The sequence below is a fragment of the Kitasatospora sp. NPDC005748 genome, assembly GCF_040630735.1.
Taxonomy (GTDB): Bacteria; Actinomycetota; Actinomycetes; order Streptomycetales; family Streptomycetaceae; genus Kitasatospora.
Window position 1 is genome coordinate 20,054 of sequence record NZ_JBEXYD010000062.1, and the last position, 24,580, is coordinate 44,633.

Genomic DNA, 24,580 nt, shown 5'->3' on the forward strand with positions numbered 1-24,580 from the left:
AATTAGGTCACATGAACGGTCGGTAAGTTTCGAAAATCGGACATAAGAGACATACTCAGACAGGCATCAAACGGACAGTCGTCATGAATGACGGACTGTCACGTTCGCTCAGCGGACACCTTGCTGTGTTAAGCGATATTCCGTTTATACGCGCGTCGACAGCGTGGAGTAGTGAAAACGATCGCCCCCCTCTCCGTTGGAAAGGGGGGCGATCGATTCAGGCCAAAGGGCCCTCAGAAGGAAGTGATCACGCCTTCTTGGCGCGCGAAGCCGTGCGGCCGCGCTCCTTCTGGTCCAGGACGACCTTACGGATGCGAACCGTCTCCGGAGTCACCTCGATGCACTCGTCCTCGCGGCAGAACTCCAGCGACTGCTCCAGCGAGAGCTTGCGCGGCGGCACCAGGTTCTCGGTGGTGTCGGAGGAGGCCGCACGCATGTTGGTGAGCTTCTTCTCCTTGGTGATGTTGATGTCCATGTCGTCCTGGCGCGAGTTCTCGCCGACGATCATGCCCTCGTACACCTCGGTGGTGGGCTCGACGAAGAGCGTGCCGCGCTCCTGGATGCCCATCATCGCGAACGGCGTCACGACGCCCGCGCGGTCCGCCACCAGCGAGCCGTTGTTGCGCATCCGGAGCTCGCCGAACCACGGCTCGTGGCCCTCGAAGATGGAGTGCGCGATGCCGGTGCCGCGGGTGTCGGTCAGGAACTGGGTCCGGAAGCCGATCAGGCCGCGCGACGGGACGATGAACTCCATGCGGACCCAGCCGGAGCCGTGGTTCGTCATGGTCTCCATGCGGCCCTTGCGGGTCGCCATCAGCTGGGTGATCGCGCCGAGGTACTCCTCGGGGCTGTCGATGGTCATCCGCTCGACCGGCTCGTGGGTCTTGCCGTTGATGACCTTGGTGACGACCTGCGGCTTGCCGACGGTCAGCTCGAAGAGCTCCCGGCGCATGGTCTCGACCAGGATGGCCAGCGCCAGCTCGCCACGGCCCTGGACCTCCCAGGCGTCCGGACGCTCGGTCGGCAGCACGCGGAGCGAGACGTTACCGATCAGCTCGCGGTCCAGGCGGTCCTTCACCATGCGGGCGGTGACCTTGTGGCCCTTGCCGCCCTTGCCGACCAGCGGCGAGGTGTTGGTGCCGATGACCATCGAGATGGCCGGCTCGTCCACCGTGATCAGCGGCAGCGCGATCGGGTTCTCCAGGTCGGCCAGGGTCTCGCCGATCATGATGTCCGGGATGCCCGCGACGGCGCAGATGTCGCCGGGGCCGGCCACCTCGGCCGGCTTGCGGGTGAGCGCCTCGGTCATCAGCAGCTCGGTGATCTTGACCTGCTGGATCGAACCGTCACGCTTCATCCACGCGACCTGCTGGCCCTTGCGCAGCTCGCCCTGCTCGACGCGGCAGAGCGCGATGCGGCCGAGGAAGTTGTCCGCGTCCAGGTTGGTGACGTGGGCCTGGAGCGGGGCGTCCTCGTCGTAGGTCGGGGCCGGGACGGCCGACAGGATGGTCGAGAAGAACGGCTCCAGCGAGTCGCTGTCGGCCGGGACGCTGCCGTCCTCCGGCTTGGTCATCGAGGCGACGCCGTCACGCGCACAGGCGTAGACGATCGGGAACTCGATCTGCTCCTCGGTCGCGTCGAGGTCCAGGAAGAGGTCGTAGGTCTCGTTGATGACCTCGTCGATCCGGGAGTCCGGACGGTCGGTCTTGTTGATGCAGAGGATCACCGGGAGCTTGGCGGTGAGCGCCTTGCGGAGCACGAAGCGGGTCTGCGGCAGCGGACCCTCGGAGGCGTCGACCAGGAGAACGACCGCGTCCACCATGGACAGACCGCGCTCGACCTCACCACCGAAGTCGGCGTGGCCGGGGGTGTCGATGATGTTGATCGTGATCGGGGCGCCACCCTCCTTGGGGTGGTACTTCACGGCGGTGTTCTTCGCGAGAATGGTGATGCCCTTCTCGCGCTCCAGGTCGTTGGAGTCCATCATGCGGTCATCGAGGTGCTGGTGGGCGGCGAAGGCACCGGCCTGCTTCAGCATGGCGTCGACCAGAGTGGTCTTGCCGTGGTCGACGTGGGCGACGATGGCAACGTTGCGGATGTCATTGCGCGTGGGCATGCTGAGCGGATTCTCCCGGAATCGTGGGTTTCGGCGCCCGGCTGCGTGACGCCGACCGGCGATCCGTTGTGATCACCGCCGCCCGTTCCGCCTGCTACTACCGGTCCACCCGCCGGGCAGGACATGCCACGGCTTCCTCCTATCGTACGGGGAACCCTCCAGGTCGGCAGAAACGGGCAGGTCGGGCGGGATCAAGATCACAAGTGGATCACCGGCACGCCACCCGGCCGACGCCGTGCCGGGGCCTCCCGGTCACGCACCGCCGGGCCCGGCCGGGCCCGGCGTCGGCCGCGTGGTCCGCCCCGCCCCGCGCACGGTCAGGGGCCGAGGAACCCCACGTCCTGGAAGCGCGGCCGGCCGAAGCCCCAGGCGCCCGCGCCCGCCACGTCCGACCGGACCGCGACCAGGTCCGGCCGCTGGTAGAGCGGTACCGAGTGGCCCAGCTGCCAGATCCGGGTGTCGGCCTCCTGGAGCAGGGCCAGGTGGGCGGCGGGGTCGAGTTCGGCGGCCGCGCGGTCGAAGAGGCGGTCGATCTCCTCCGTCCCCGAGCGGCCGTAGTTGCTGCCGGCCTCCAAGGCGCCGTCCGCGCCGGGGCGCGGCTTGGCGTAGACGGCACGCTGTTCGACCGCCGGGTGGGGTCCGGCCGGCCAGGAGAACAGGGCGAGGTCGTAGTCGCCGGTCGCCAGGTGGTCCCGGACGAAGGCCTCGGCGGGCGCCGCCACCGTCCGGAGCGCGATGCCCGCGCCGGCGAGGTCGGCGGTCAGCGCGTCGGCGGTGCGCCGGGCAGTGGCCGAGCCGGCCGGGACCAGCAGGGCGAGAGCCAGCTCCCGGCCGTCCCGGACCCGGGTGGCGCCGGCCGCGGGCCGCTTCCAGCCGGCCGCGTCCAGCAGCCGGCCCGCGTCCGCCGGGCCGAGCGCGGCACTGTTGTCCCGGTAGCCGTCCTGGTCACCGGCGAACAGGTGGCTGCCGAGCGGGGCGGCGGCGAGGCCGAGCGGGGTGAGCGCGGCACCGGCGACCCGGCGCCGGTCGACCGCGCGGGCCAGGGCGAGCCGGACGGCCGGGTCGGTGAGCGGGCCACGGGCGGCGTTCAGGGTGAGCTCGGTGAGCGCGGCCGCGGCGGCCCGGTGCACGGTGATGCCGGGCAGGGCCTCCGCCCGCCGCAGCGCCCGGTCGGCGGCCTCCGGCGCCGCGGCGGGCGGGGCGGCGGGAGTCGCGGCGGGCGGGGCGGCGGGGGTCGCGGCGGGAGTCGCGGACGCGGTCGCGGCCGGGAACCCGGAGGCGGAGGCGGCCGGGGAGCCGGACCCGGACGCGGACCCGGAGGCGGAGGCGGAGGCGGCCGGGGTGGGCGGAGCGGCCGGGGTGGAGCCGGCCCGGTCGACCGCCGCGGTGAGCGAGGCGATGTCCAGCCGGTCCTGGTCGAGCGCGTCCAGCCGGCCCTCGGCCGGGACCACCAGGAAGTCGATCCCGTCCGCCTTCGGCCGGTCGCCCCACCAGTTCGGGCTGCGCACCAGGCTCACCCGCCCGCCCGCCGGGTCGTACCGGGAGAGCCGGAACGGACCCGCCGTCGGCTCCGGCCCGTCGGTCAACGGCCGGTTGAACGCCGCCGGGGAGCCGGTCACCGCGGCCGGGTAGAGCGGACCGAACAGGGCGCGCCACTCCGCGTACGGCCGCCGGAAGGTCACCTTCACCTCGTGCGGGCCGGCCCCTTGGGTGATCGAGTCGATCGCGTCGTACCCGGCCGGACGGTTCCCGGCGTAGGCCGGGTCGAGGCCGGAGAGGGCGGCCCGCTGCGCGCCGAAGTCGGCGGCCGAGAGCGGGGTGCCGTCGCTCCAGACGGCCTGCGGGCTGAGCCGGTAGGTGACCACCTGCGGCTGCTGTCCGGGCGGGGTGCACTCGGCGGACTCCAGGTAGTCCGGGTCGGCGACCGGCCGGCCGTGCTCGTCCGGCCGGAACAGCGAGGGGTAGAGGGCGTGGGCGAGCAGCGCGCTGTCGGCCGTCGCGGCCGGCTGGTAGACGTTGAGCGTGGCCGGCGCGGCGTCCAGCGCCCAGCGCGGCGTGCCGCCCTCCCGGACGGCGGCACGGTCGGGCGGGCCGACGTCCCCGGTGACGGCGGTGGGCAGGGCCGGTACGGGAGCCGGTACCGGCGGGCGGGCCGGGGCCGGGCCACCGGAGCAGCCGGCCAGGGCGCCGGTGGCGAGCAGCAGCGCGGCGGCTGCGGTGGTGAGCTGGCGGACGCGCATGGCGGCCATCGAACGCCGAGCCGGTCGGGGCGGCCGTCCCGACACGGCGGCCGCCGGGGGACTGCACCCGGACAGCCGATCCACGCGGCGGGCCAGAGCGTGCCCGGCCGGGGGCGATCGGTCCGGGGGCGACCGGCCCTACAGCGACAGCTCGAACCAGACGATCTTGCCCTTGGGCGTCCGCCGGCTCCCCCAGCGCTCGGCCAGCAGGCTGACCAGCTGGAGCCCGCGCCCGCCCTCGTCGGTCTCCTGCGCGCGCCGCTGGCGCGGCTGGGCGTAGCCGTCGTCCCAGACCTCGCAGACCATGCTGCGGTCGCGCAGCAGTCGCAGCCGGATCTCGCCCCGGCCGTGCCGGAGCGCGTTGGTGACCAGCTCGCTGACCAGCAGCTCGGTGGTGTCGACCAGCTCGTCCAGACCGCGCGCCAGCAGCCAGCTGCAGGCCAGCTCGCGGGCCTTGGCGACGGAGGTCGGCTCGGGCGGCAGGAACCAGTTGCCGACGGCGTCGTCGGGGAAGGCGTGCACCTTGGCCATCAGCAGGGCGATGTCGTCCTCGCCGTGGTGCGGGTTGAGCTCGCCGAGGACGTGGTCGCAGAGGTTCTCCAGGCTCTTGCCCTCCGCCGACAGTGCGATGCGGAAGGCGCGCAGGCCCTCGTCCAGCTGGTGCTTGCGGCTCTCCACCAGGCCGTCGGTGTACAGGCCGAGCACGGCGCCGTCCGGCAGGGTCAGCTCGACCTCCTCGAAGGGCTCGCCGCCGACGCCGAGCGGCAGGCCGGGCGGGACGTCGAGCATCCGGGCGGGCTCGTCGGGGCTGAGCAGGACGGGCGGCAGGTGGCCGGCGTTGGCGAAGACGCAGCGCCGGGTGACGGCGTCGTAGACCGCGTAGACGCAGGTGGCCAGGTAGACCTCCCGGGCCTCCTCGTCGGCGGTCGAGGTGAGCCGCCCGTACGGGGTGGGCGAGCCGGCGGGCGCGGAGTCGTCGCCCAGCCCGCGGGCGATCTCGTCGAGGGCGGTGAGCACCTCGGCGGGGTCGAGGTCGAGCATGGCCAGGGTGCGGACGGCGGTGCGCAGCTGGCCCATCGCGACGGCGGCGCGCAGGCCGCGGCCCATCACGTCGCCGATGACCAGCGCGGTGCGGTTGCCCGGCAGCGGGATGACGTCGAACCAGTCGCCGCCGACCTCGGTGTTGTTGTTGCTGGGCAGGTAGCGGCAGGCGATCTCCAGGCCGCTGGCGGCCGGGTTGCCCGGGGGCAGCAGGCTGCGCTGCAGGATCAGGGCGCGCTCGTGCTCGCGGCGGTAGAGCCGCGCGTTGTCGATGCAGACGGCGGCGCGGGCCACCAGTTCCTCGGCGATGGCGACGTCACGGGCGTCGAACGGCTCGCTGCCGATCGCGCGGGAGAGCTGGACCAGGCCGAGCACCTGGTCGCGGGCGACCAGCGGCACGATCAGCGTGGAGCGCAGCAGCGGGTCCGGCCCGGGCTCGGGGACGACGCTGCGGCCGGTGCGTAGCGCGCGGGCGTGCGGTGAGCGGCGCGGGTAGCAGAGCGTGCCGCCGGCCTCGGCGATCGGCAGGCCGGTGACCGAGCCGAGTACGGAGGAGGCGCCCCCGACCACGCTGGAGACGGCGACCCGGCGCAGCTCGCCGCTGCCGTCGGTGAGCACGCCGTCGCCGTAGCGGCCGGCGCTGGGGACGGTCTCGCCGGAGAGCAGCGCGGTGTAGAGGTCGACGGTGGCGAGGTCGCAGAACGGCGGGACGACGACGTCCAGCAGCTCCTTGGCGGTGGTCTCCAGGTCGAGGGTGGAGCCGATGTGCGCGCTGGCCTCGTTGAGCAGGGCGAGGTTGCGGCGCACCCCGTCGGCCTCGCGCTCGGCGACGTGCCGGGAGGTGACGTCGGAGACCTGGCCGGCCACGCCCATCGGCTGCCCGGCCGAGCCGTTGAGGCGGTAGAGCGAGACGGCCCAGAGCCGGTTGCCCTCGCGGGTCGGCACGGCGGAGTGGAAGCGCAGGTCGAAGACGGGCTCGCCGGTGGCGAGGACCTTGCGTAGGGCGGCGGTCAGCCGGTCGGCCTCGGGGGCCGGGAAGAGGTCGTGCGCGGTCAGGCCTTCGAGGTCGGTGGGGGCGAGGCCGACCCCCGAGGCGAAGGCGTCGTTGACCCGCTGGAGCCGGAGCCGGTCGTCGAACAGGACGAAGCCGGTCGGGGTCTGGCCGAAGACGGCCTCGGAGGCGGCGAGGTCGGTCTCGATCCGGCGCAGCCGGCCGAGGTCGACCGCGAGACAGGTGGCACCGGCGGTGGGCAGTGCGCTGTCGGGCATCAGGTAGAGCTCGGCGAGGCCCTCGCCGCCGGTGGCGTCGCGGTAGGGCGTGGTGCCCACCCACTCCTCGCCGGCCAGCGTGCGCTCCAGCCGGGTGCGGCCGCGCTGCCAGAGCTCGCGCGGGACGAAGGTGCTGATCGGATCGGCGCCGACCGCCTCGACGGCGGGCACACCGAAGAACTCGGCGGCGCGCTCGCTCCACTGGCTGATCCGGCCGTCCGGGCCGATCGCGAAGGTGGCGACCCGGATGTAGTCGTAGATCGAGCCCGGGTCCCCCGCGCCCCACTGGTGGGCGCCGACCACCGGGCGGGCCGCCCGGCCCTGCCCCGCGGCCGGGGCGGGCAGGTGTGGCGAACCGGCCTGCCCGGGCACAGCGGCATGACCGCTGCTGCTCGGCGCGTTACGCGCCGGGGTGCTGTTCAACGGACCGACCCCTCCAAACCCGCGACCGTCCGGATGCCGAGAAGACCGAGTATTCATCATCGAGGGGTACGTTCACACGCCCTCAACATCACAACATCAGATCGGGCGAAGGTTTTTGTCCTACCGCCCGCGCAACCACAATGCCACGCTCGCGCCCCCTGCCGGAGTGCGCGCTCCCCCCGGCCCCCTGCTGGCATATGCGGTCCCGTTCTACTCGCGTCCTACTCGTCACCCGGCTCCTCGGGCTCATTACCCGGCAGCGCCTGCTCGAACCAGACGACCTTGCCCATGCCCTCGGCCCGCGCGCCCCAGCGCAGGGCCAGCCGGCGGACGAGTTCCAGGCCCCGGCCGCCCTCGTCGGCCTCCGCCGCGTGACGCTCGCGGGGCGGATCGGGCAACGGGTCGGAGATCTCGACCAGCAGCGTCTCGCCCAGCGTCAACCGTACGCCGATGGGGGCGCTCGCATAGCGGACCGAGTTGGTCACCAGCTCGCTGACCAGCAGCTCAGTGGTGTCGGTGAGCGCTTCGACGCCCCACTCGACCAGCGCGGCGCGGACCAGCCGGCGGGCCCGGCTGACGGCGGTCGGCTCGGCGGGCAGCGTCCAGCCGGCCGTCGGGGTGCCGGCCTGGCCGTGGCCGAGCCGGGCCAGCAGCAGCGCCACGTCGTCGGGCTCGCGGCCCTGCTCCATGGTGGCCAGCACCGCCTCGCAGGCCGCCTGGATGGAGGCGTGCGGCTCCTGGAGCACGGTGACCAGCCGGCCGAGGCCGACGTCGAGGTCCTTGTCCCGGGACTCCACCAGGCCGTCGGTGCACAGGGCGAGCAGGCTGCCTTCGGGGATCTTGAGCTCGACCGACTCGAAGGGGACGCCGCCGACGCCGAGCGGAGCGCCGGACGGCAGGTCGAGGATCCGGCCGGTCCCGCCGAGCAGCGGGCCGCCGGTGCGGGTCGGTTCCTCGGCGCCCTCGCGGGGGACCACCAGCACCGGCGGGATGTGGCCGGCCTTGGAGACCGTCAGCCGGGCCGTGGCCGGGTCGAACACCGCGTAGACGCAGGTGGCCAGCAGCGCCTCGTCCGGCCCCTGGGCGAGGTCGTCGGCCAGCTCGTGGACGTGCCGCAGCAGCACGTCCGGGGGCAGGTCGAGGGCGGCCAGGACGCGGACGGCGGTGCGCAGCCGGCCCATCGTGGCGGCGGCCCGCAGGCCGTGGCCCATCACGTCGCCGACCACCAGCGCGGTGCGGTCGCCGGGCAGCGGGATGACGTCGAACCAGTCCCCGCCGACCTCGGTGCCGATGCTGCCCGGCACGTAGCGGTAGGCGACCTCGACGCCGGTGGGCTGCGGGACCTGCTGCGGGAGCAGGGTGCGCTGCAGGGTGAGCGCGGCGGTGCGCTCCCGGGCGTAGAGCCGGGCGTTGTCGAGGGAGCTGCCGGCCCGGTCGGCCAGCTCGACGGTGAAGGCGAGGTCGTCCCGGTCGAAGCCCTCGCGGTAGCCGGCCCGGCTGACCAGCAGCAGGCCGATCACGATGCCCCGGGCCCGCAGCGGCACCACCAGCATCGAGTGCACGCCCAGGTCGTGGGCGGCCTGCATCTTCGGGTCGCCCGGGTAGGTGACGTCGCTCAGCTGGTCGGCGCCGGAGAGCAGCTCGGGGACGCCGGTGCGCAGCACCCGCCCGCAGGCGGAGTCCTCGGAGAAGGTGATCCGGGCGCCGCGCCGGAGCATCACCTCGACCTCGGGACCGTCCTGGACGGAGGCGGTGCCCAGCTGGAGCAGCGAGGTGCGGCGGTCGTGGCCGTGCCGGGGCAGGTCGTCGCCGTGCGCGACGGCCTGGAGCAGGATCACCGCGGAGTGGTCGGTGAGCCGGGGCACCACGGCGCCGGCCAGCTCCTGGGCGATCCGCGAGGCGTCCAGGAGGTCGCCGACCCGGGAGCCGAACTCGTTGAGCAGCGAGAGCCGACGCCGGGCGTGCTCGACCTTGGCGACCGCCCGGTAGCGCTCGGTCACGTCCATCACGGTGCCGGAGATGCCGAGCACCCGGCCGGCCCGGTCGGTCATCCGGCTGTAGGAGATCGAGCGGTACCCGGAGCGGGCGGTGACCGGCGAGGCCAGGGTGACGTCGATGACCGGCTCGCCGGTGGCCAGCACCTGGCGCTGGATGGCGGTGATCTCGTCGGCGGCCCGCTCGGGCAGGGTCTCGCCGGTGGTCCGCCCGACGTGGTCCTCGGTGACCATGCCGTTCATCTCGGCCAGGGTCTGGTTGACGGCGGTGTAGCGCAGGTCGGTGTCGAGGACGGCGATGCCCAGCGGGGACTGCTCGAACAGCGCGTCCCGGACGGCGAGGTCCCGCTCGACCGCCCGGACGGCGGCCGCCTCGGCCAGGTTGACCTGGAGGAACGGCGTGCCGTCGCCGTCCACCAGCAGGGAGATCCGGGCGTCGACGGTGACCGCCTCGCCGTCCCGGTCGCGCAGCTCGGTGAGGCCGGCCCAGCGGCCGTGGCGCAGGGTGTCCTGGATCGCCGTGCGGATCCGGGTGACCTGGTCCTCGTCCGGGATCAGCTCGTCGATCCGGCGGCCGACCAGCAGCTCGTTCGGCCAGCCGAGCAGTTCCTCGGCGGCCGGGCTCCAGAGCACCACCCGGCCGGCGGTGTCCAGGATGGCGATGGCCACCTTCACCACGTCGAGCAGATTGCCCTCGCGGTGGCCGCCCGTGCCACCCGGCTCGGCTCCGGGGGCGCCCGGGAAGGGGCGGCCGGGGCGGCTGCGGGGGCCCGCCGACGGGGACGCGTCGGGCGCCACCATGGACGTCGCGGGACGGTCCGCGGGATCGGCCTCGGGGGCGCCGCCGTCCCCCCTGCGGCGGCCGGCCGGCGGTTGCGGCGGCTGCTGCTGCGGGCGCGCGCCACGGCGCAGGCGGGCGCGCGCGGCGGCACTCCCCCCGGTGCCCGTGCCTCGTGCTCCCCCGCCACCGTGACCGGTACTCGACACCGACGGGGCCTCCGGCTCTGGTCGGGATCGGCGTCGCCGGCTGGGAACGGCTCACCGATGGTGACGAATAGTGCCGAAAAGCGACATACCCAGCAGAACCCAGGCTATCCCGGCTTATGGGTCCTCTTTTCCGATTGACCTACCTGGCGTATCGCGCGTGGCGCGGGCGGGTGCGGCCCGCCCGCCCCTCCCGTGGTGCGGGCGGGCACGCCGGGCGCGCGGCGGTCAGCGCGCGCTGTCGGCCCCGGCCAGCAGGCGGGTCAGGTGCGGGAGGACTTCGCGGTCGTGGTCGAGCCAGTCGAGCCCGTCGAGCTCGGCGGGGCCGAGCCAGCGGAGCTCGTCGTGGTCCTGCAGCGGCCGCGGGTCGCCGGAGAGCAGTTCGGCCACCCAGAGCCGCAGCTCCAGCCCCGGGCGAACCAGCCACGCCCCGGGCAGCGGCTCCAGCGCCCTCGCCCGGACACCGAGTTCCTCCAGCAGCTCGCGCTCCAGCGCCTGGGGCTGCGTCTCACCGGGCTCGACCTTGCCGCCCGGGAACTCCCAGCGCCCGGCCACCTCGGCCGGGGCACTGCGGCGGGCGGCCAGCACCCGGCCCCGGTGGACGAGCGCGCCCCCGACGACGATCCGGTTCTCCATGGCCCCGACCCTATGCGGCCTCGGCCTCCACCCAGTACAGCTGCTTGTGCCCGCGGGCCTCGAACTCGGCGGCCAGCCGTTCGGCCTCGGCTCGCTCCAGCCCCTGGGCGACCACGTAGCGGTTGCCGTTGTCGTCCTGTCGCATCACCCGGCAGGTGTCCATACCGGTGAGCCTAGGCGCCCCGCCCCGGGACCGGAACGGCCGGTGGCCGCACGGGAATCCGACCGCCCGGGGCGCGCGCTCCCGGCCCGCGTGGGGGTCGGGCCGGGACCACGCGCACGGGACGCTACGCCCCGCGCGCTTCCGGTGTGTACGGGCCCGGTTAACGCCCGGTAAGACACCGGCCCGGCCCGCCCGCCGCCGCCGTCAGACCCGGATCTCGCCGACCTGCTCGCCGGTCGAGAGGCCGAGCTCCCGGCGGATCTCCACGGTCGAGTTCGCCTCCTTGGCCACCAGCGACTTCGCCCGCCGGATCTCGCGTTCGAGCGCGTTCGCGTCCACGGCCTTGGCCGCGGCGTCCCAGGCCGTCGCGGCGGCGCGCTGGGCGGCCACCAGCTCGGCCACCTTCGGCTTGGCGCCCTCCGGCCAGGCCGCCGTGCTCCCGGACAGCTGCTCGGCCTCCTTGCGGGAGGCGTCGGCCATCCTGCCCGCCCAGGTGGTGAACTCGGGCCGGGCGTCGGCGACCTCGGCGTCCGGCTCGCTCCAGGAGACCTTGTTGTAGACCAGGGCCGCCTCCAGGTAGGCCAGCTGGGCCTGGGACAGCTTGCCCCGGTCGGTGCGGACGCTGCCCAGGTGCTCGGCTTCGCGGTCCTCGAAGGCGCAGGTGGCGTAGCGCTCGCCGGACTTCCAGTTGGCACGGCCCGGGAACAGGTAGACCTCGTCCACGCCGTCCGGCACGGCCCAGTAGTCGAGGGCGTAGTCGGCGAGCACCGGGCCGCAGAGCGCCGCGGCGCTCTCGCGGACGCGGCTGTCGCCCGGGTAGGCGAGCCCGCCGCTCTCCGGGATCCGGGCGGTGCCGGCCACCTCGCCGTGGTGCGGCAGCGCACAGGGGGCCTTGAACACCCAGAGGACCGTCTGGTCGCCGTCCTCGCGTCCGTCGGCGCCACCGGCCGGGTTGTAGCAGTCGCCGGACTTGAGCGAGGACCAGAGCACCGAGCCCGCCGGCGCCTTCGGGGCCCGGGCGGGACGGTCGGCGCGGGTGCTCTCCTCGACCCCGGCGGCGAGCAGGCCGATGAAGGCGATCAGCGAGACCAGCGCCCCGAGGACACCGAACACCACACCGGTCACCGCCATGCCCCGGCCGCGCTCGTTGCGCTTGGGTATCTGGACCAGCGCGACGATGCCGAAGGCGAGCGAGAGTGGCCACATGCAGAGCAGGCCGGTGACCAGCGCGGCGACGGAGAAGCCGTTGGTGACCTCGGGGGTCGCCGGGTAGGCGTAGCCGGGCTGGAAGCCGGAGATCGCGCCGGGCGTGACGGCGGCCCAGCCGGAGGCCGGCGGCGCCCCGGGCGGGACCGGCCCCCCGGCGGCGGCCCACGGGTCGGCGCCGGGCGCGGCCCCGGGGGCGGCGGGAGCGGGGGTGGTCGCGCCGGGCGCGGCCCACGGGTCGGCGGCGGGAGCGGTGGCCGGTGCCGGGGGCTCGGCGGGGGCCGCGGGCTTGGTCAGCTCCACCCGGTCCGCCGGTGCCGCGTCCACCGGCGGGGCGTCGGCCGGTGCGGCGTCCGGTGCGTCGGCCGGTGCGGCGGTGTCCGGCACGGTGACCTCCGGTGCGGCGGCCTCCGGCCCGGGAACGGGCGCGTCGGACTCGGGCTTGGACACGTGGACTCCCCCGGCCCGGTCACGGGCATCAGCTCGGCAGATTCGACTCGAACGTTCCGCAGACGGACCACCGGGCGGACCAGCGGAGGACCGGCCGGGGCGATGGGAACGGACGCGCGACTTTACCCGATCTTGGAGCACACCCTCCCGCCCTTTTCCGGCCACCCGCCGCTCACCCGCGGCGCGCCAGCACCTCGCCGTGCAGCATCGCGAACCACCCGTCCTCGGCGGCCACCCAGGCCCGCCACCCGGCCGAGATCCGCTCCAGCTCCGCCCGGTCCGCGTACCCCTCGGCCACCGCCGCGTCGGCGATGTCGGACGCCACGATCCGGTCCGCCCACAGCCCGCCCCACCAGGCACGCTGCTCGGGCGACGTATAGGTCCAGCTGCTGGACGTCGCCGTGACGTCGGTGAAGCCGGCCTCCCGGGCCCAGGACAGCAGCCGTCGGCCGGCGTCCGGCTCGCCGCCGTTGGCCCGGGCGATCCGCCCGTACAGCGCCAGCCAGCGGTCCAGCTCCGGTACCTGCGGGTACCAGGTCATGGTCGCGTAGTCGACGTCCCGGGCCGCGACCACGCCGCCCACCGCCGTGACCCGGCGCATCTCCCGCAGCGCCCCCACCGGGTCGGCCACGTGCTGCAGCACCTGGTGGGCGTGCACCACGTCGAACTCCCCGTCCGCGTACGGCAGTCCGTGCACATCGGCGATCTCGAAGACCACGTTGGCCAGGCCCCGGTCCGCCGCGTACCGGGCGGCCGACTCCAGCACCTCTGCCGAGGTGTCCACGGCCACCACCCGCCCGGTGGGGCCGACCAGTTCGGCCAGCTCGGCGGTGATCGTGCCGGGGCCGCAGCCGACGTCCAGCACGGCCTGCCCCGGCCGCAGTTCGGGCCGCAGATAGGCGGCCGAGTTGGCCACCGTGCGGGAGCGGTGCGAGCGCAGCACGGGCTCCTGGTGCCCGTGCGTGTAGACGGTGGGCTGCGGTCCGGTCATGGCGGTCCCCCTGGGGTTCGGTCGCGTTCCCTGCGGTCGGTTCCTCCGACGCCTCCGACGCTACTCCTCGTCCCGCATGGCGAGAAGATTCGTCTCACATTGCGAACGGCCGATTCATGCGAAAGCCCCCCGCCCGGGGCCCGGGCGGGGGCTTCGCCTTGCGGGGAGCACGAGTTGAGGGGCGGTGCGAGGTCCGGACCGGGATGGACCCCCTCGGCGAACGCCGCCCCTCCGCCGGCGGGCCACCGGGCGAACTCCTGCCCCCGCGCGGCGCGGGGGCAGGACCGGGGCCCGTACCGTGGACGGGCTCCCGACAGAACGGTTCACCATGCCCGGCCGCCGCCCCTTCGTCCTGCTGAGCGCCGCGATGTCCCTCGACGGGCACCTCGACGACGCCTCCCCCGACCGCCTGCTGCTCTCCGGCCCCGCCGACTTCGACCGGGTGGACGCGGAGCGCGCCGCCAGTGACGCGATCCTGGTGGGCGGCAACACCCTGCGCGCGGACAACCCCCGGCTGCTGGTCAACGACCCCGGCCGACGGGCGGCCAGGCTCGCGGCCGGCCGACCGGAGTACCCGCTGAAGGTCACCCTCACCGCGAGCGGGGCCCTCGACCGTTCGCTCAGGTTCTGGCACACCGGTGGCGACAAGGTCGCCTACACCTCGGACGCCGGCGCCGCCGCGCTCCGCCCGGCGCTGGACGGGCTGGCCGAGGTGGTGGCGCTCGGCGGCACGGTGGAGCTGGGCGCGGTCCTGGACGACCTCGGGGCCCGGGGGGTGCGGCGGCTGATGGTCGAGGGCGGGGGCGGCGTGCACACCCAGTTCCTGGCCGAGGGCCTGGCGGACGAGCTCCAGCTGGCGGTCGCCCCGCTGCTGGTCGGACAGGCGGACGCGCCGCGCTTCGTCCGGCCGGCGGCCTTCCCCGGCGGCCCGGCCCGCCGGATGCGCCTGCTGGAGGCACGTACCGTGGACGACGTCGTCCTGCTCAGGTACGCCCCGAAGGAGTCCACCCCGTGACCAGCGCACCGTCCGACCTCGCACACCTGCGGCGGGCCGTCGAGCTCTCGCGTCGCTGCCCGCCCTCCAGCACCGCCTTCTCGGTCGGCGCGGTGATCGTCGGCGCGGACGGCGAGGTGCTCGCCGAGGGCTGGAGCCGGGAGGCGGACGCGCTGGACCACGCCGAGGAGGCCGCCCTCGCCAAGCTCCCGGCGGGCGATCCCCGACTGCGCGGCGCGACCGTCTACAGCTCGCTGGAGCCCTGCGGGCGGCGGGCCTCCCGGCCGCTGCCGTGCGCCCGGCTGCTGATCGCGGCCGGCGTGCCCCGGGTGGTCGTCGCCTGGCGCGAGCCGGACCTGTTCGTCACCGACTGCCAGGGGACGGCACTCCTGGAGGCGGCCGGCGTGGAGGTGGTGGAACTGTCGGAGCTGGCCGAGGAGGCCCGCGCGGTCAACGCGCACCTGGTGGGCTGATCTTTTGTATCCTTGCTGAACAATAGACTCGGAAGCCCGCCCGCCGCCCGCGAGGAGCCCCCGCATGCCCACCCCCCTCACCCTGACCACCCGCGCCCTCCTGCTGGACATGGACGGCACCCTGGTCAACTCCGACGCCGTGGTCGAGCGCTGCTGGCGCCGCTGGGCCGAGACGAACGGCCTCGACCCCGCCGAGGTGCTCCGGCTCGCGCACGGCCGCCAGGCCCACGCCACCATGGCCGCCCTGCTGCCCGACCGCCCGGTCGCGCTCAACCGCGCCGACAACGACCGGATGCTCGCCGAGGAGAAGGCCGACGTCGAGGGCGTCGTCCCGATTCCCGGCGCGGCCGCCTTCCTCGCCTCACTGGCCGGCCTGCCGCACGCCCTGGTCACCTCCGCCGACGAACCGCTCGCCCGCGTCCGGATGGCCGCCGCCGACCTCCCGCTGCCGCCGGTCCTCGTCACCGCCGAGTCGGTGGGCGCCAGCAAGCCGGACCCCGAGGGCTTCCTCAAGGGCGCCGCCGCCCTCGGCTTCGCCCCCGCCGACTGCCTCGCCCTGGAGGACTCCTCGGCCGGAATCGCCGCCGCCGTGGCCGCCGGCATCCCGGTCCTCGGCATCGGCCCCCGCGCCACGGCCCACCGCACCACCGCCCACGCCCCCACCCTGGAGCAGGTCACCGTCACCCCCGCCCCCGACGGCACCCTCACCGTGCACATCGCCTGACGGCGCCCTCGTATCGCGGCCCGAGCGCCGGCGCCTGCGGGTCGGCGATTACCGGGTGGTCTACACGATCGACAACGGAGAGCTCGGGGTGTGGGTCGTACACGTGGGGCACCGCTCCACCGTTCACGACACCTGACGCCGACCGATCCGGCGTCAGAACATCCAGCACCCACCCCGCACGGTGCGGGTTCATCCAGCACATCCAGCACCCCACGACCGACTTCATTTCGGCTGTGGTGTACGCATGGCACACTCGGTACACTTGAGCGCATGACGCAGCCGCTGCCCATAGAGTCCATCCGCGATGTGCGCGCGCATCTGGCAGAGGTGGTCGAGCGAGCCGATCGGGACGACGTGCCCACCGTGATCACGCGCCGCGGCAAGGAAGTGGCCGCGGTCGTCTCCATCGAGGTTCTGCGCAAGTACCAGGAGTGGGAAGAGCGCGAGATCAACCGGATCATCGACGAGCGCATGGCCGATCCCGCACCCGGCATCCCGATCGAGGACATCATGAGGGAGACGCTGGCGCGCAGTGAGTGAGTACCGCACCGTCTTCCGACCCGAGGCGCAGGCCGAGCTCCGGAAGATCCCCCGCGACATGGCACTACGCATCCTGGCCAAGCTGACCGAGCTCGAGAGCGACCCTCTCGGCTTCAACACCACCGCCCTCGTATCGCAGCCCGAGCGCCGGCGCCTACGGGTCGGCGATTACCGGGTCGTCTACACGATCGACAACGGAGAGCTCGTGGTGTGGGTCGTACACGTCGGGCACCGCTCCACCGTTTACGACACCTGACGCCGACCGATCCGGCGTCAGAACATCCAGCACCCACCCCGCACGGTGACGACGAAGGGGTCGACTCCCGGAGGAGTCGACCCCTTCTGAACCGCCCGCTTGACGAATTGCCCAACGCGCAGTAACGAGCCGGTCACACGTTGAAGCGGAACTCCCACCACAACGCCGTGACCTGCGAAAATGGTTACTCTGAGGGCCCAAGTCAGCACGGAATCAGCACCGTGACGGAACGCCGGGTCAGGGGATCAGTAGTGGTAGCGGGCCGCCAGGATGATGATCTCCCGGTCGGTGACCAGATAGACGAGGCGATGCTCGTCATCAATCCGCCGCGACCAGGCCCCTGGGAGGTGGTACTTCAGCGGCTCGGGCTTGCCGATCCCGGTGAACGGATCGCGCAGGACGTCCTCGATGAGCTTGTTGATCCTCGCGAGCATCTTGCGATCGCTCTTGAGCCAGGACGTGTAGTCCTCCCAGCCCTGCTCTTCGAAGACGAGCCTCACTCGACACCCCGCCCGGCATCAGCCGAGTCGGGGTCGATGAGCGTGCGTTCGGAGAGCCCTATGCCGTTCAGTGCGTTGTCGTACGCCTTGAGGAGGCGACGCGCGTTCGCCGGCGAACGCAGGAGGTACGAGCCCTCACGCAGGGCGGCGTAGTCCTCGGCGGAGACGAGCACGGCATTTCCGTGCTTGGACACGATCTCGATGGCGTCGTGATCCTCGTTGACCTTCTTGATCAACGGGAAGAGATCCCTGCGGGCCTCGCTCGCGGTGATGGACATGGCGCGAACCCCCTTAGGCGAGTGGTACCGAATAACGTACCACTCAATCGAGGCTTCGGGGGCATCGACGGCCGGCATGGACTCCCGCAAGTCAGCACCAAGTCAGCACGGAAATGAGGAGAGGGTCGGACTCCATGGAGTCCGACCCTCTCCGACCTGCACACTTGCCAGATCAAGTGACATGCAGTAATGACTTGATCACACGTTGAAGCGGAACTCCACGACGTCGCCGTCCTGCATGAGGTATTCCTTGCCCTCGATGCGGGCCTTGCCCTTGCTGCGGGCCTCGGCGATGGAGCCGCAGGCGACCAGGTCATCGAAGGAGATGATCTCCGCCTTGATGAAGCCCTTCTGGAAGTCGGTGTGGATCACACCGGCGGCCTCGGGGGCGGTGGCGCCCTTCTTGATGGTCCAGGCCCTGGTCTCCTTGGGGCCCGCGGTGAGGTAGCTCTGCAGGCCGAGGGTCTCGTAGCCGACCCGGCCGAGGGTGGCCATGCCGGTCTCCTCCTGGCCCATGGACTGGAGGAGCTCCAGCGCCTCGTCCTCGTCCATGCCGATCAGCTCGGACTCGATCTTGGCGTTCAGGAAGATGGCCTCGGCGGGGGCGACCAGGGCGCGCTGGGCCTCCTTGAACTCCTCGTCGACCAGCTCGTCCTCGTCGACGTTGAAGACGTAGAGGAAGGGCTTGGTGGTGAGCAGGTGCAGCTCGCGCACCGAGGAGGCGTCGAAGCCCACCTCGAAGAGGGTCTTGCCGGTCTCCAGGATCTTCTGGGCGGCCTCGGCGGCGGCCAGCGTGGCGGCCGACTCCTTCTTGAGCCGGGCCTCCTTCTGGAGCCGCGGCAGCACCTTCTCGATCGACTGGAGGTCGGCGAGGATCAGCTCGGTGTTGATGGTCTCGATGTCGTCCTTCGGCGAGACCTTGCCGTCGACGTGCACCACGTCCGGGTCGACGAAGGCCCGGATGACCTGGCAGATCGCGTCGGACTCACGGATGTTCGCCAGGAACTTGTTGCCCAGGCCCTCGCCGACCGAGGCGCCGCGCACGATGCCCGCGATGTCCACGAAGTCCACGGTCGCCGGGAGGATCCGCTGCGAGCCGAAGATCTCGGCGAGCTTCTTCAGCCGGGCGTCCGGGACACCGACGACGCCGACGTTCGGCTCGATGGTGGCGAACGGGTAGTTGGCCGCCAGCACGTCGTTCTTGGTCAGGGCGTTGAACAGGGTCGACTTGCCGACGTTCGGCAGGCCGACGATTCCGATCGTGAGCGACATGAAGCGCAGTCCCGTGGGCTTGGAGGAGTTGGGTCGGCACCGTGCGGGCCGATCGCCCAGTCTACGGGCAGCGGGTCAGGCGCCCGCGTCCCCCGGCAGCGGCTCCAGGAACTCCAGGCGGTTGCCCAACCGGTCGCTGGAGTGGAACCGGCGGTGACCCGGCAGGGCGTCGTCCCAGACGACCTCGTGGCCGTGCGCGGCCAGCCGCTCGGCGAGCGCGTCCAGGGCGCGCACCTGGATCCCCGGGTGGCCCTTGCGGGCCGGGCGGAACTCCGGAACGACGCCCAGGTGCACCTCCACCCCGCCGCCCCGGAACCAGCAGCCGCCGCGGGCGGCCAGGACCGGGGGCTTGGTCAGCTCGGCCATGCCCAGGACGCCGTGCCAGAAGGCGCGGCACTCGTCCTCGGCGCCGGCCGGGATGTCGAGCTGGACGTGGTGCAGGCGTTCGAAGGCGAATCCGCCGGTCATGAGCCCCCCATGGTCGAGTTGAGCGACGATCACACCAGTACTCCGTCCGGAGACACGGAGCAAGGTCCTGTGGCCCATTACACAGTGTGGCGATGATCGGACCGTACGTTGGGTGGGTGGAGCAGCGCATCCGAACTCAGCCGCCAGGGCCCAGACGCCGACCGCCTAACGGCGCGGCCGGGGCCGCCGTCCCCGGGCCCGGGCGGGCCCCCGAGACCGACGAGGGCTCCGCCGCACCCGCCTCCCGGCTACGCGCCGTGGCCGGCGGAGCCGAGCGCGGCCGCCCGGGCGCGGGCCGGACCGGGCTGCGCCTGCCGTTCGGACCGCGCACCGGCGAGCGCGAGGACGCCCGGGACGACGCCCGCGGCGGCGAACGGGGCGGCGCCCGCCGCGGCGGCCACCCGGACAGCCGGCTCTACGGGCGCCGGCGCACCGGGCGGCCGACCCGGCTGACCGCGATCGGCACCGGCGTGGCCGCGACGGTCGCGACCGTCGCCCTGGCGGGCGTGGACCGGATGCTCTTCGGCGGTCTCGGGGTGCTGTTCGGCATCGGCTACCTGGTCATCTGCTTCCAGCTGGCCGTCCGGGTGCGCTTCGCCGACCTGCTGGCCGCCCCGATCAGCGGCCCGATCGCCTTCGCCGTCGCCCTCCTGCTGCTCGGCCCGGTCACCTCCTCGGGTCTGACGGCCCAGGTGGTGGCGCTGGCGACCGGTCTCGCGACGCGGGCCGGCTGGCTCTTCACCGGCACCGGCCTGGCCGCGGCCATCGTGCTCGCCCGCTTCGTGGCCCAGCGGCGGATCCACCGCGACCGCTGAGGAGTGGGACGTCGGACCGGCCGACTTCCCGCCCCCGCCCCGGCCCGACCCGCCCCGGCCCACTCCCCGAGCCGGCACCGTACGCGGCCGCGAAGGCCGGACCGGTCAGCCGGTGGAGGCCCGGGCCGCCGCCATGGCCGCGCCGACGATCCCCGCGTCGTTGCGCAGCTCGGCCGGGACCACCCGCGCCTCGCGCTCGCGCAGCACCGGCAGGAACTTCTCGTGCTTGCGGCTCACCCCGCCGCCGATCACGATCAGCTGCGGCGAGAAGAGCATCTCCACCAGGTCGAGGTACTCGTCGACCCGCCCGGCCCACTGCTCCCAGCTCAGGTCGTGCCGCTCCTTGGCGGCCGAGGAGGCCCGCCGCTCGGCGTCCTTGCCGCGCAGCTCCAGGTGGCCCAGCTCGGTGTTGGGCACCAGTGCGCCGTCCACGAAGAGCGCGCTGCCGATGCCGGTGCCGAAGGTCAGCACGAGGACGACGCCCTGCTGGTCGCGGCCGGCCCCGTGGACGGTCTCGGCGAGACCCGCCGCGTCGGCGTCGTTGAGCACCACGGCCGGCAGGTCGAGCGCCTCGCGGAACAGGCCCGCCGCGTCCAGGCCGATCCAGCCCTTGTCGACGTTGGCCGCCGTTCTGGTCTGGCCGTCCACCACCACCCCGGGGAAGGTCAGCCCGACCGGTCCCTGGTGGTCGAAGTGCCGGACCACCTCGCGGACGGCGGCGACCACGGCCTCCGGGGCCGAGGGCTGCGGGGTGAGGACCTTGTGCCGCTCCTGGGCGAGCACGCCCCGGGCGAGGTCGACGGGAGCACCCTTGATGCCCGAACCGCCGATGTCCACACCGAATACCACCGTCATGACGACCGCCCTCCGCGTAACCGTTGTCCACAGGCCTGTGCACAGCTGTGTACAAAACTACGAGAGCGCGGCCGGGCGCGCACGGCCGCGCGCAGCGGAGAACCCGGCGCCCGCGCGGGGCACCGGGTTCCCGGAAGGTCCGTTACAGCTTGCCGGCGGCCTCGGCGCGCAGGTCGCGGCGGAGTTCCTTGGGCAGCGAGAAGGTCAGGTGCTCCTCGGCGGTCTTGACGGTCGACACGTCGCCGTAGCCGCGCGCGGCCAGCCACTCCAGGACGCCGTCGACCAGGACCTCCGGCACCGAGGCGCCGCTGGTCAGGCCGACCGTGGTGACGCCGTCCAGCCAGGACTCCTGGATCTCGTCGGCGAAGTCCACCAGGTGGGCGGCCTTGGCGCCGTACTCCAGACCGACCTCGACCAGGCGGACCGAGTTGGAGGAGTTCCTGGAGCCGACCACGATCAGCAGGTCCGTCTCGGACGCCATCTGCTTGACGGCGACCTGGCGGTTCTGGGTGGCGTAGCAGATGTCGTCGCTGGGCGGGCTGACCAGCAGCGGGAAGCGCTTCTTCAGCTCGCCGACGGTGGCCATGGTCTCGTCCACCGAGAGCGTGGTCTGGGAGAGCCAGACGACCTTGGACTCGTCGCGGACCTCGACGTTGGCGACGTCCTCGGCACCGTCCACCAGGTGGATCCGGTCCGGGGCCTCGCCCATGGTGCCGACGACCTCCTCGTGGCCCTCGTGGCCCACCAGCAGGATGTCGAAGCCCTCGTCGGCGAAGCGGACGGCCTCCTTGTGCACCTTGGTGACCAGGGGGCAGGTGGCGTCGATGGTGGCGAGCCGGCCCTCCTTGGCCTCGTCGTGGACGGACGGCGCGACGCCGTGCGCGGAGAACACCACGATCGAACCCTCGGGCACCTCCTCCGTCTCGTCGACGAAGATCGCGCCCCGCTTCTCCAGGGTCTGCACCACGTACTTGTTGTGGACGATCTGCTTGCGGACGTAGATCGGCGCCCCGTACTGCTCCAGGGCCTTCTCCACGGCGATCACGGCGCGGTCGACGCCCGCGCAGTAGCCCCGGGGGGCGGCGAGCAGGACACGGCGCTGCGCGGTGTTGGACATGGCTCCATCGTACGGGCGGCGGCGAGCCGCGCCGACGGAAGGCGCCTTCGAGCCGGATCCGGTCACCGGTGCTCAAATGTGGACGTGATGAGCGATCGAGTCGACGACGGCGGCCTGCGGCGCAGCCTGGGCGTGCGCGATCTGATGGTCTACGGGCTCCTGTTCATCGCCCCGATGGCCCCGGTCGGCGTGTTCGGCGTGCTGGACGCCAAGAGCCACGGCGCGGTGGCGGCCGTCTATCTGGCCGCCACGGTCGCGATGGGATTCACCGCGCTCTCGTACGCCCAGATGGTGCGGGCGGTGCCGCGGACCGGCTCGGTGTTCGCCTACGCGCGGGCCGGGCTGGGCGAGGGTCCGGGGTTCATCGCCGGCTGGATGGCGATGCTGGACTACCTGCTGATCCCGGCGGTGGCGTACCTCTTCTCCGGCATCGCCCTGAACTCGCTGGTCCCGGACGTCTCGCGCTGGGTGTGGACGGCGCTGGCGGTGGTGGTCACCACCGCGCTCAACCTGGCCGGGGTGCGGACGGCGGCGGTGGTCGGCCTGGCGGTGCTGGCGCTGGAGATCGCGGTGCTGGCGGTCTTCGTGGTGGCGGCCGTGGTGGTGCTGGCCCGGGACGGGGCGCAGCGCGGCTGGGACACGCCGTTCACGGCCGTCGGCGGCTTCTCGCCGACGGCCGTGATCTCGGCCGTCTCGGTGGCCGTCCTGTCGTACCTGGGCTTCGACGCGATCGCCACCTTCGTGGAGGAGGCCGTCGGCGCCTCCGCCGCGGTGGCGCGGGCGGTGCTCTGGTGCCTGGCCCTGGCCGGGGTGCTGTTCGTGCTGCAGACGTACCTGGCGGCGCTGCTGGAGCCGCTGACCCCGCAGCAGCTGGCGGCGGATCCGGCCGCCCAGGGCTCGGCCTTCTACGACACGGTGGAGCGCGGGGTCGGGCACTGGCTGCACGTGCTGGTGGCGGCGAGCAAGGCGATCGGCGCGGCCTTCGCGGCGCTGGCCGGGCAGGCGGCCGCCGGGCGGCTGGTCTTCGCGATGGGACGGGAGGGGCGGCTGCCGCGCTTCCTGGCCGCGGTGGACCCCGACTCGGCGGTGCCGCGCCGGGCGCTGCTGGTGGCCGCGGTGATCACGATGGGTGCGGCCGTCTGGGCGGCGAACCGGGACGACGGGCTGGACCAGCTGACCTCGGTGGTCAACGTCGGCGCGCTGACGGCCTTCGCACTGCTGCACGCCTCGGTGATCGGCTGGTACGTGGTGAAGCACGGCTCGCGGGACTGGGCGCGGCACCTGGTGGCGCCGCTGCTGGGCATCGCGGTGATCGGCGCGGTGGTCTACGAGGCCTCGTCCACCGCGCAGCTCACCGGGGCCGTCTGGCTGGCGGTCGGGCTCGTCGTGCTGCTGGTCCAGGGGGCCGCGGCCGCCGGTGTCCGCCGCTGACCTCCCTGTCGGCATCCGCCGCTAGCCTCATACGCATGGCCAACACCAGCTCCCCCGAAGCCCCGCTCCCGGTCGGCAAGGTCTCCGCGCTGATCGGCGGCTGGATCGACCGGCTCGGCGCGGTCTGGGTGGAGGGCCAGATCACCCAGCTCAGCCGGCGGCCGGGCGCGGGGGTGGTGTTCCTGACCCTGCGCGACCCGCAGGCGGACGTCTCCCTGACGGTGACGTGCTTCCGCTCCGTCTTCGAGGAGGTCGCCGACGCGGTGCAGGAGGGCTCGCGGGTCATCGTGCACGCCAAGCCGGAGTGGTACGGGGCGCGCGGCCAGCTGTCGCTGCGGGCCGCCGAGATCCGGCTGGTGGGGCTCGGCGAGCTGCTGGCCCGGCTGGAGCAGCTGAAGCGGCGCCTCGCCGGGGAGGGCCTGTTCGCGGCCGAGCGCAAGCGGCCCCTGCCGTTCCTGCCGCAGTGCGTCGGCCTGGTCACCGGGCGCGGCTCGGCCGCCGAGCGGGACGTCCTGGAGGTCGCCCGGCGGCGCTGGCCGGCCGTCCGCTTCGAGGTGCGCAACGTGCCGGTGCAGGGCGTCAGCGCGGTGGAGCGGGTCGGCGCGGCGGTGCGCGAGCTGGACGACCACCCCGAGGTGGACGTGATCATCGTGGCCCGGGGCGGCGGCAGCGTGGAGGACCTGCTGCCGTTCTCGGACGAGGCCCTGGTGCGGCTGGTCGCGGCCGCCCGGACGCCGGTGGTCAGCGCGATCGGGCACGAGCCGGACCAGCCGCTGCTGGACTTCGTCGCCGACCTGCGCGCCTCCACCCCGACCGATGCGGCCAAACGGGTGGTGCCGGACGTCGGCGAGGAGCTGACGAAGGTCCTGACCCTGCGCGACCGGGCCCGGCGGCAGGTGCTCGGCCGGGTCGAACGGGAGCAGCACGGGCTGGACGGCGTCCGAAGCCGCCCGGCGCTGGCCGCGCCGCGCCGGATGCTGGACGGCCGCGGCCAGGAGGTGGAGGCCTTGCTGGAGCGGGCCAGGCGCACCCTCGGGCACCGGCTGGACCACGCGCAGAGCGACCTCGGGCACACCCTGGCCCGGGTGGTCGCCCTCTCCCCCGCGGCCACCCTGGAGCGCGGCTACGCGGTGCTGCAGCGCGCGGACGGCACGGTGGTGACCGATCCGGCCCAGGTCGAGTCGGGCGACGCGCTGCACGCCCGGGTGGCGGGCGGCGGCTTCGACGTGACGGCCGGCCCCGAGGCCAAGCCCTAGCTGTTCTGTCCCGTGAGGTTGGGGATGCGGCTGGCGGGTGGCTTGCCTGCGAGTGCGGTGTGTCCGCGGTGGTGATTGTAGGTGTGGA

General features: G+C 73.5%; 20 protein-coding genes and 2 pseudogenes. 8 read left to right on the forward strand and 14 right to left on the reverse strand.

What is annotated here, in order from left to right:
• Window positions 1–247 precede the first annotated feature (247 nt).
• The 8 genes from typA to ABZ495_RS30460 all read right to left on the reverse strand — a co-directional run bounded on the left by typA (window position 248) and on the right by ABZ495_RS30460 (window position 13,513).
• Window positions 248–2,116: a translational GTPase TypA gene (typA, locus tag ABZ495_RS30425; protein ID WP_329489436.1), complete on the reverse strand. Its 1,869-nt coding sequence runs from the start codon at window positions 2,114–2,116 to the stop codon at window positions 248–250.
• A gap of 317 nt (window positions 2,117–2,433) precedes the next feature.
• On the reverse strand, window positions 2,434–4,356 hold the full coding sequence (locus ABZ495_RS30430; RefSeq protein ID WP_359839099.1) for an ABC transporter family substrate-binding protein: 1,923 nt from the start codon (window positions 4,354–4,356) through the stop codon (window positions 2,434–2,436).
• Between the two features lie 138 nt (window positions 4,357–4,494).
• Window positions 4,495–6,969, reverse strand: a complete 2,475-nt coding sequence (locus ABZ495_RS30435) for a SpoIIE family protein phosphatase (protein ID WP_329492230.1) — start codon at window positions 6,967–6,969, stop codon at window positions 4,495–4,497.
• 341 nt (window positions 6,970–7,310) lie between these two features.
• Window positions 7,311–9,884 (reverse strand): SpoIIE family protein phosphatase, encoded by a 2,574-nt coding sequence (locus ABZ495_RS30440; RefSeq protein ID WP_359805991.1) that lies wholly within the window; start codon window positions 9,882–9,884, stop codon window positions 7,311–7,313.
• A gap of 411 nt (window positions 9,885–10,295) precedes the next feature.
• Complete coding sequence (locus tag ABZ495_RS30445) at window positions 10,296–10,703, reverse strand: NUDIX domain-containing protein (protein WP_329489433.1); 408 nt, start codon at window positions 10,701–10,703, stop codon at window positions 10,296–10,298.
• A 10-nt stretch (window positions 10,704–10,713) separates the two neighbouring features.
• The gene (locus tag ABZ495_RS30450; protein WP_359805994.1) at window positions 10,714–10,866 is read right to left on the reverse strand and encodes an SPOR domain-containing protein; all 153 of its coding nucleotides are present in this window, start codon (window positions 10,864–10,866) and stop codon (window positions 10,714–10,716) included.
• Window positions 10,867–11,070: 204 nt separating this feature from the next.
• Window positions 11,071–12,522 (reverse strand): DUF4190 domain-containing protein, encoded by a 1,452-nt coding sequence (locus ABZ495_RS30455; protein WP_359839101.1) that lies wholly within the window; start codon window positions 12,520–12,522, stop codon window positions 11,071–11,073.
• A 172-nt stretch (window positions 12,523–12,694) separates the two neighbouring features.
• Window positions 12,695–13,513, reverse strand: coding sequence for a methyltransferase domain-containing protein (locus tag ABZ495_RS30460; RefSeq protein WP_359839103.1), 819 nt, complete (start codon window positions 13,511–13,513; stop codon window positions 12,695–12,697).
• A 328-nt stretch (window positions 13,514–13,841) separates the two neighbouring features.
• Here ABZ495_RS30460 and ABZ495_RS30465 point away from each other — a divergent pair.
• From ABZ495_RS30465 to ABZ495_RS30485, 5 genes and pseudogenes are all read left to right on the forward strand, one after another.
• A pseudogene (locus tag ABZ495_RS30465) lies at window positions 13,842–14,980 on the forward strand (dihydrofolate reductase family protein).
• Between the two features lie 64 nt (window positions 14,981–15,044).
• Window positions 15,045–15,704, forward strand: a complete 660-nt coding sequence (locus ABZ495_RS30470; protein WP_359839104.1) for an HAD-IA family hydrolase — start codon at window positions 15,045–15,047, stop codon at window positions 15,702–15,704.
• A 4-nt stretch (window positions 15,705–15,708) separates the two neighbouring features.
• Window positions 15,709–15,840 (forward strand): annotated as a pseudogene (locus ABZ495_RS30475) (type II toxin-antitoxin system RelE/ParE family toxin); the annotation flags it as partial.
• Between the two features lie 134 nt (window positions 15,841–15,974).
• Window positions 15,975–16,244, forward strand: coding sequence for a type II toxin-antitoxin system Phd/YefM family antitoxin (locus ABZ495_RS30480; protein ID WP_359806003.1), 270 nt, complete (start codon window positions 15,975–15,977; stop codon window positions 16,242–16,244).
• On the forward strand, window positions 16,237–16,500 hold the full coding sequence (locus ABZ495_RS30485; protein WP_093677539.1) for a type II toxin-antitoxin system RelE/ParE family toxin: 264 nt from the start codon (window positions 16,237–16,239) through the stop codon (window positions 16,498–16,500). Before ABZ495_RS30480 ends, ABZ495_RS30485 begins: the two co-directional genes overlap by 8 nt.
• A gap of 245 nt (window positions 16,501–16,745) precedes the next feature.
• Here ABZ495_RS30485 and ABZ495_RS30490 read toward each other — a convergent pair whose 3' ends face one another.
• The 4 genes from ABZ495_RS30490 to ABZ495_RS30505 form a co-directional block, all read right to left on the reverse strand.
• Window positions 16,746–17,000: a Txe/YoeB family addiction module toxin gene (locus ABZ495_RS30490; protein WP_030463747.1), complete on the reverse strand. Its 255-nt coding sequence runs from the start codon at window positions 16,998–17,000 to the stop codon at window positions 16,746–16,748.
• Complete coding sequence (locus ABZ495_RS30495) at window positions 16,997–17,278, reverse strand: type II toxin-antitoxin system prevent-host-death family antitoxin (protein ID WP_329927349.1); 282 nt, start codon at window positions 17,276–17,278, stop codon at window positions 16,997–16,999. The genes ABZ495_RS30490 and ABZ495_RS30495 overlap by 4 nt, the downstream gene beginning before the upstream one ends.
• Window positions 17,279–17,476: 198 nt before the next feature.
• A complete protein-coding gene (gene ychF, locus ABZ495_RS30500) occupies window positions 17,477–18,550 on the reverse strand; it encodes a redox-regulated ATPase YchF (protein ID WP_329489426.1) in 1,074 nt (357 codons plus the stop codon).
• A 75-nt stretch (window positions 18,551–18,625) separates the two neighbouring features.
• Window positions 18,626–19,018 (reverse strand): VOC family protein, encoded by a 393-nt coding sequence (locus ABZ495_RS30505; protein ID WP_359839106.1) that lies wholly within the window; start codon window positions 19,016–19,018, stop codon window positions 18,626–18,628.
• Window positions 19,019–19,275: 257 nt separating this feature from the next.
• On the opposite strand from ABZ495_RS30505, the gene ABZ495_RS30510 reads away from it, so the two are divergent.
• On the forward strand, window positions 19,276–19,833 hold the full coding sequence (locus ABZ495_RS30510) for a DUF6542 domain-containing protein (protein ID WP_329489425.1): 558 nt from the start codon (window positions 19,276–19,278) through the stop codon (window positions 19,831–19,833).
• A 105-nt stretch (window positions 19,834–19,938) separates the two neighbouring features.
• Here ABZ495_RS30510 and ppgK read toward each other — a convergent pair whose 3' ends face one another.
• Window positions 19,939–20,688, reverse strand: a complete 750-nt coding sequence (gene ppgK, locus ABZ495_RS30515; RefSeq protein ID WP_359839108.1) for a polyphosphate--glucose phosphotransferase — start codon at window positions 20,686–20,688, stop codon at window positions 19,939–19,941.
• Window positions 20,689–20,830: 142 nt separating this feature from the next.
• On the reverse strand, window positions 20,831–21,805 hold the full coding sequence (locus tag ABZ495_RS30520; RefSeq protein ID WP_359806010.1) for a 4-hydroxy-3-methylbut-2-enyl diphosphate reductase: 975 nt from the start codon (window positions 21,803–21,805) through the stop codon (window positions 20,831–20,833).
• 87 nt (window positions 21,806–21,892) lie between these two features.
• Here ABZ495_RS30520 and ABZ495_RS30525 point away from each other — a divergent pair, with 87 nt between their 5' ends.
• Both ABZ495_RS30525 and xseA read left to right on the forward strand, forming a co-directional pair.
• The gene (locus ABZ495_RS30525; RefSeq protein WP_329489422.1) at window positions 21,893–23,236 is read left to right on the forward strand and encodes an APC family permease; all 1,344 of its coding nucleotides are present in this window, start codon (window positions 21,893–21,895) and stop codon (window positions 23,234–23,236) included.
• 35 nt (window positions 23,237–23,271) lie between these two features.
• Entirely contained in the window at window positions 23,272–24,492 is a 1,221-nt protein-coding gene (gene xseA / locus ABZ495_RS30530) for an exodeoxyribonuclease VII large subunit (protein WP_359839110.1), read from the forward strand.
• The last annotated feature ends 88 nt before the right edge of the window (window positions 24,493–24,580 follow it).

What these genes read in the sequence shown, in the direction of transcription:
- ABZ495_RS30470 (WP_359839104.1), top strand. Translation starts at nt 15,045, where the DNA reads ATGCCCACCCCCCTCACCCTGACCACCCGCGCCCTCCTGCTGGACATG.
- ABZ495_RS30525 (WP_329489422.1), top strand. Translation starts at nt 21,893, where the DNA reads ATGAGCGATCGAGTCGACGACGGCGGCCTGCGGCGCAGCCTGGGCGTG.
- xseA (WP_359839110.1), top strand. Translation starts at nt 23,272, where the DNA reads ATGGCCAACACCAGCTCCCCCGAAGCCCCGCTCCCGGTCGGCAAGGTC.
- ABZ495_RS30480 (WP_359806003.1), top strand. Translation starts at nt 15,975, where the DNA reads ATGACGCAGCCGCTGCCCATAGAGTCCATCCGCGATGTGCGCGCGCAT.
- ychF (WP_329489426.1), bottom strand. Translation starts at nt 18,550, where the DNA reads ATGTCGCTCACGATCGGAATCGTCGGCCTGCCGAACGTCGGCAAGTCG.
- ABZ495_RS30450 (WP_359805994.1), bottom strand. Translation starts at nt 10,866, where the DNA reads ATGGACACCTGCCGGGTGATGCGACAGGACGACAACGGCAACCGCTAC.
- ABZ495_RS30445 (WP_329489433.1), bottom strand. Translation starts at nt 10,703, where the DNA reads ATGGAGAACCGGATCGTCGTCGGGGGCGCGCTCGTCCACCGGGGCCGG.
- ABZ495_RS30430 (WP_359839099.1), bottom strand. Translation starts at nt 4,356, where the DNA reads ATGCGCGTCCGCCAGCTCACCACCGCAGCCGCCGCGCTGCTGCTCGCC.
- ABZ495_RS30505 (WP_359839106.1), bottom strand. Translation starts at nt 19,018, where the DNA reads ATGACCGGCGGATTCGCCTTCGAACGCCTGCACCACGTCCAGCTCGAC.
- ABZ495_RS30520 (WP_359806010.1), bottom strand. Translation starts at nt 21,805, where the DNA reads ATGTCCAACACCGCGCAGCGCCGTGTCCTGCTCGCCGCCCCCCGGGGC.
- ABZ495_RS30495 (WP_329927349.1), bottom strand. Translation starts at nt 17,278, where the DNA reads ATGTCCATCACCGCGAGCGAGGCCCGCAGGGATCTCTTCCCGTTGATC.
- typA (WP_329489436.1), bottom strand. Translation starts at nt 2,116, where the DNA reads ATGCCCACGCGCAATGACATCCGCAACGTTGCCATCGTCGCCCACGTC.
- ppgK (WP_359839108.1), bottom strand. Translation starts at nt 20,688, where the DNA reads ATGACGGTGGTATTCGGTGTGGACATCGGCGGTTCGGGCATCAAGGGT.
- ABZ495_RS30460 (WP_359839103.1), bottom strand. Translation starts at nt 13,513, where the DNA reads ATGACCGGACCGCAGCCCACCGTCTACACGCACGGGCACCAGGAGCCC.
- ABZ495_RS30440 (WP_359805991.1), bottom strand. Translation starts at nt 9,884, where the DNA reads ATGGTGGCGCCCGACGCGTCCCCGTCGGCGGGCCCCCGCAGCCGCCCC.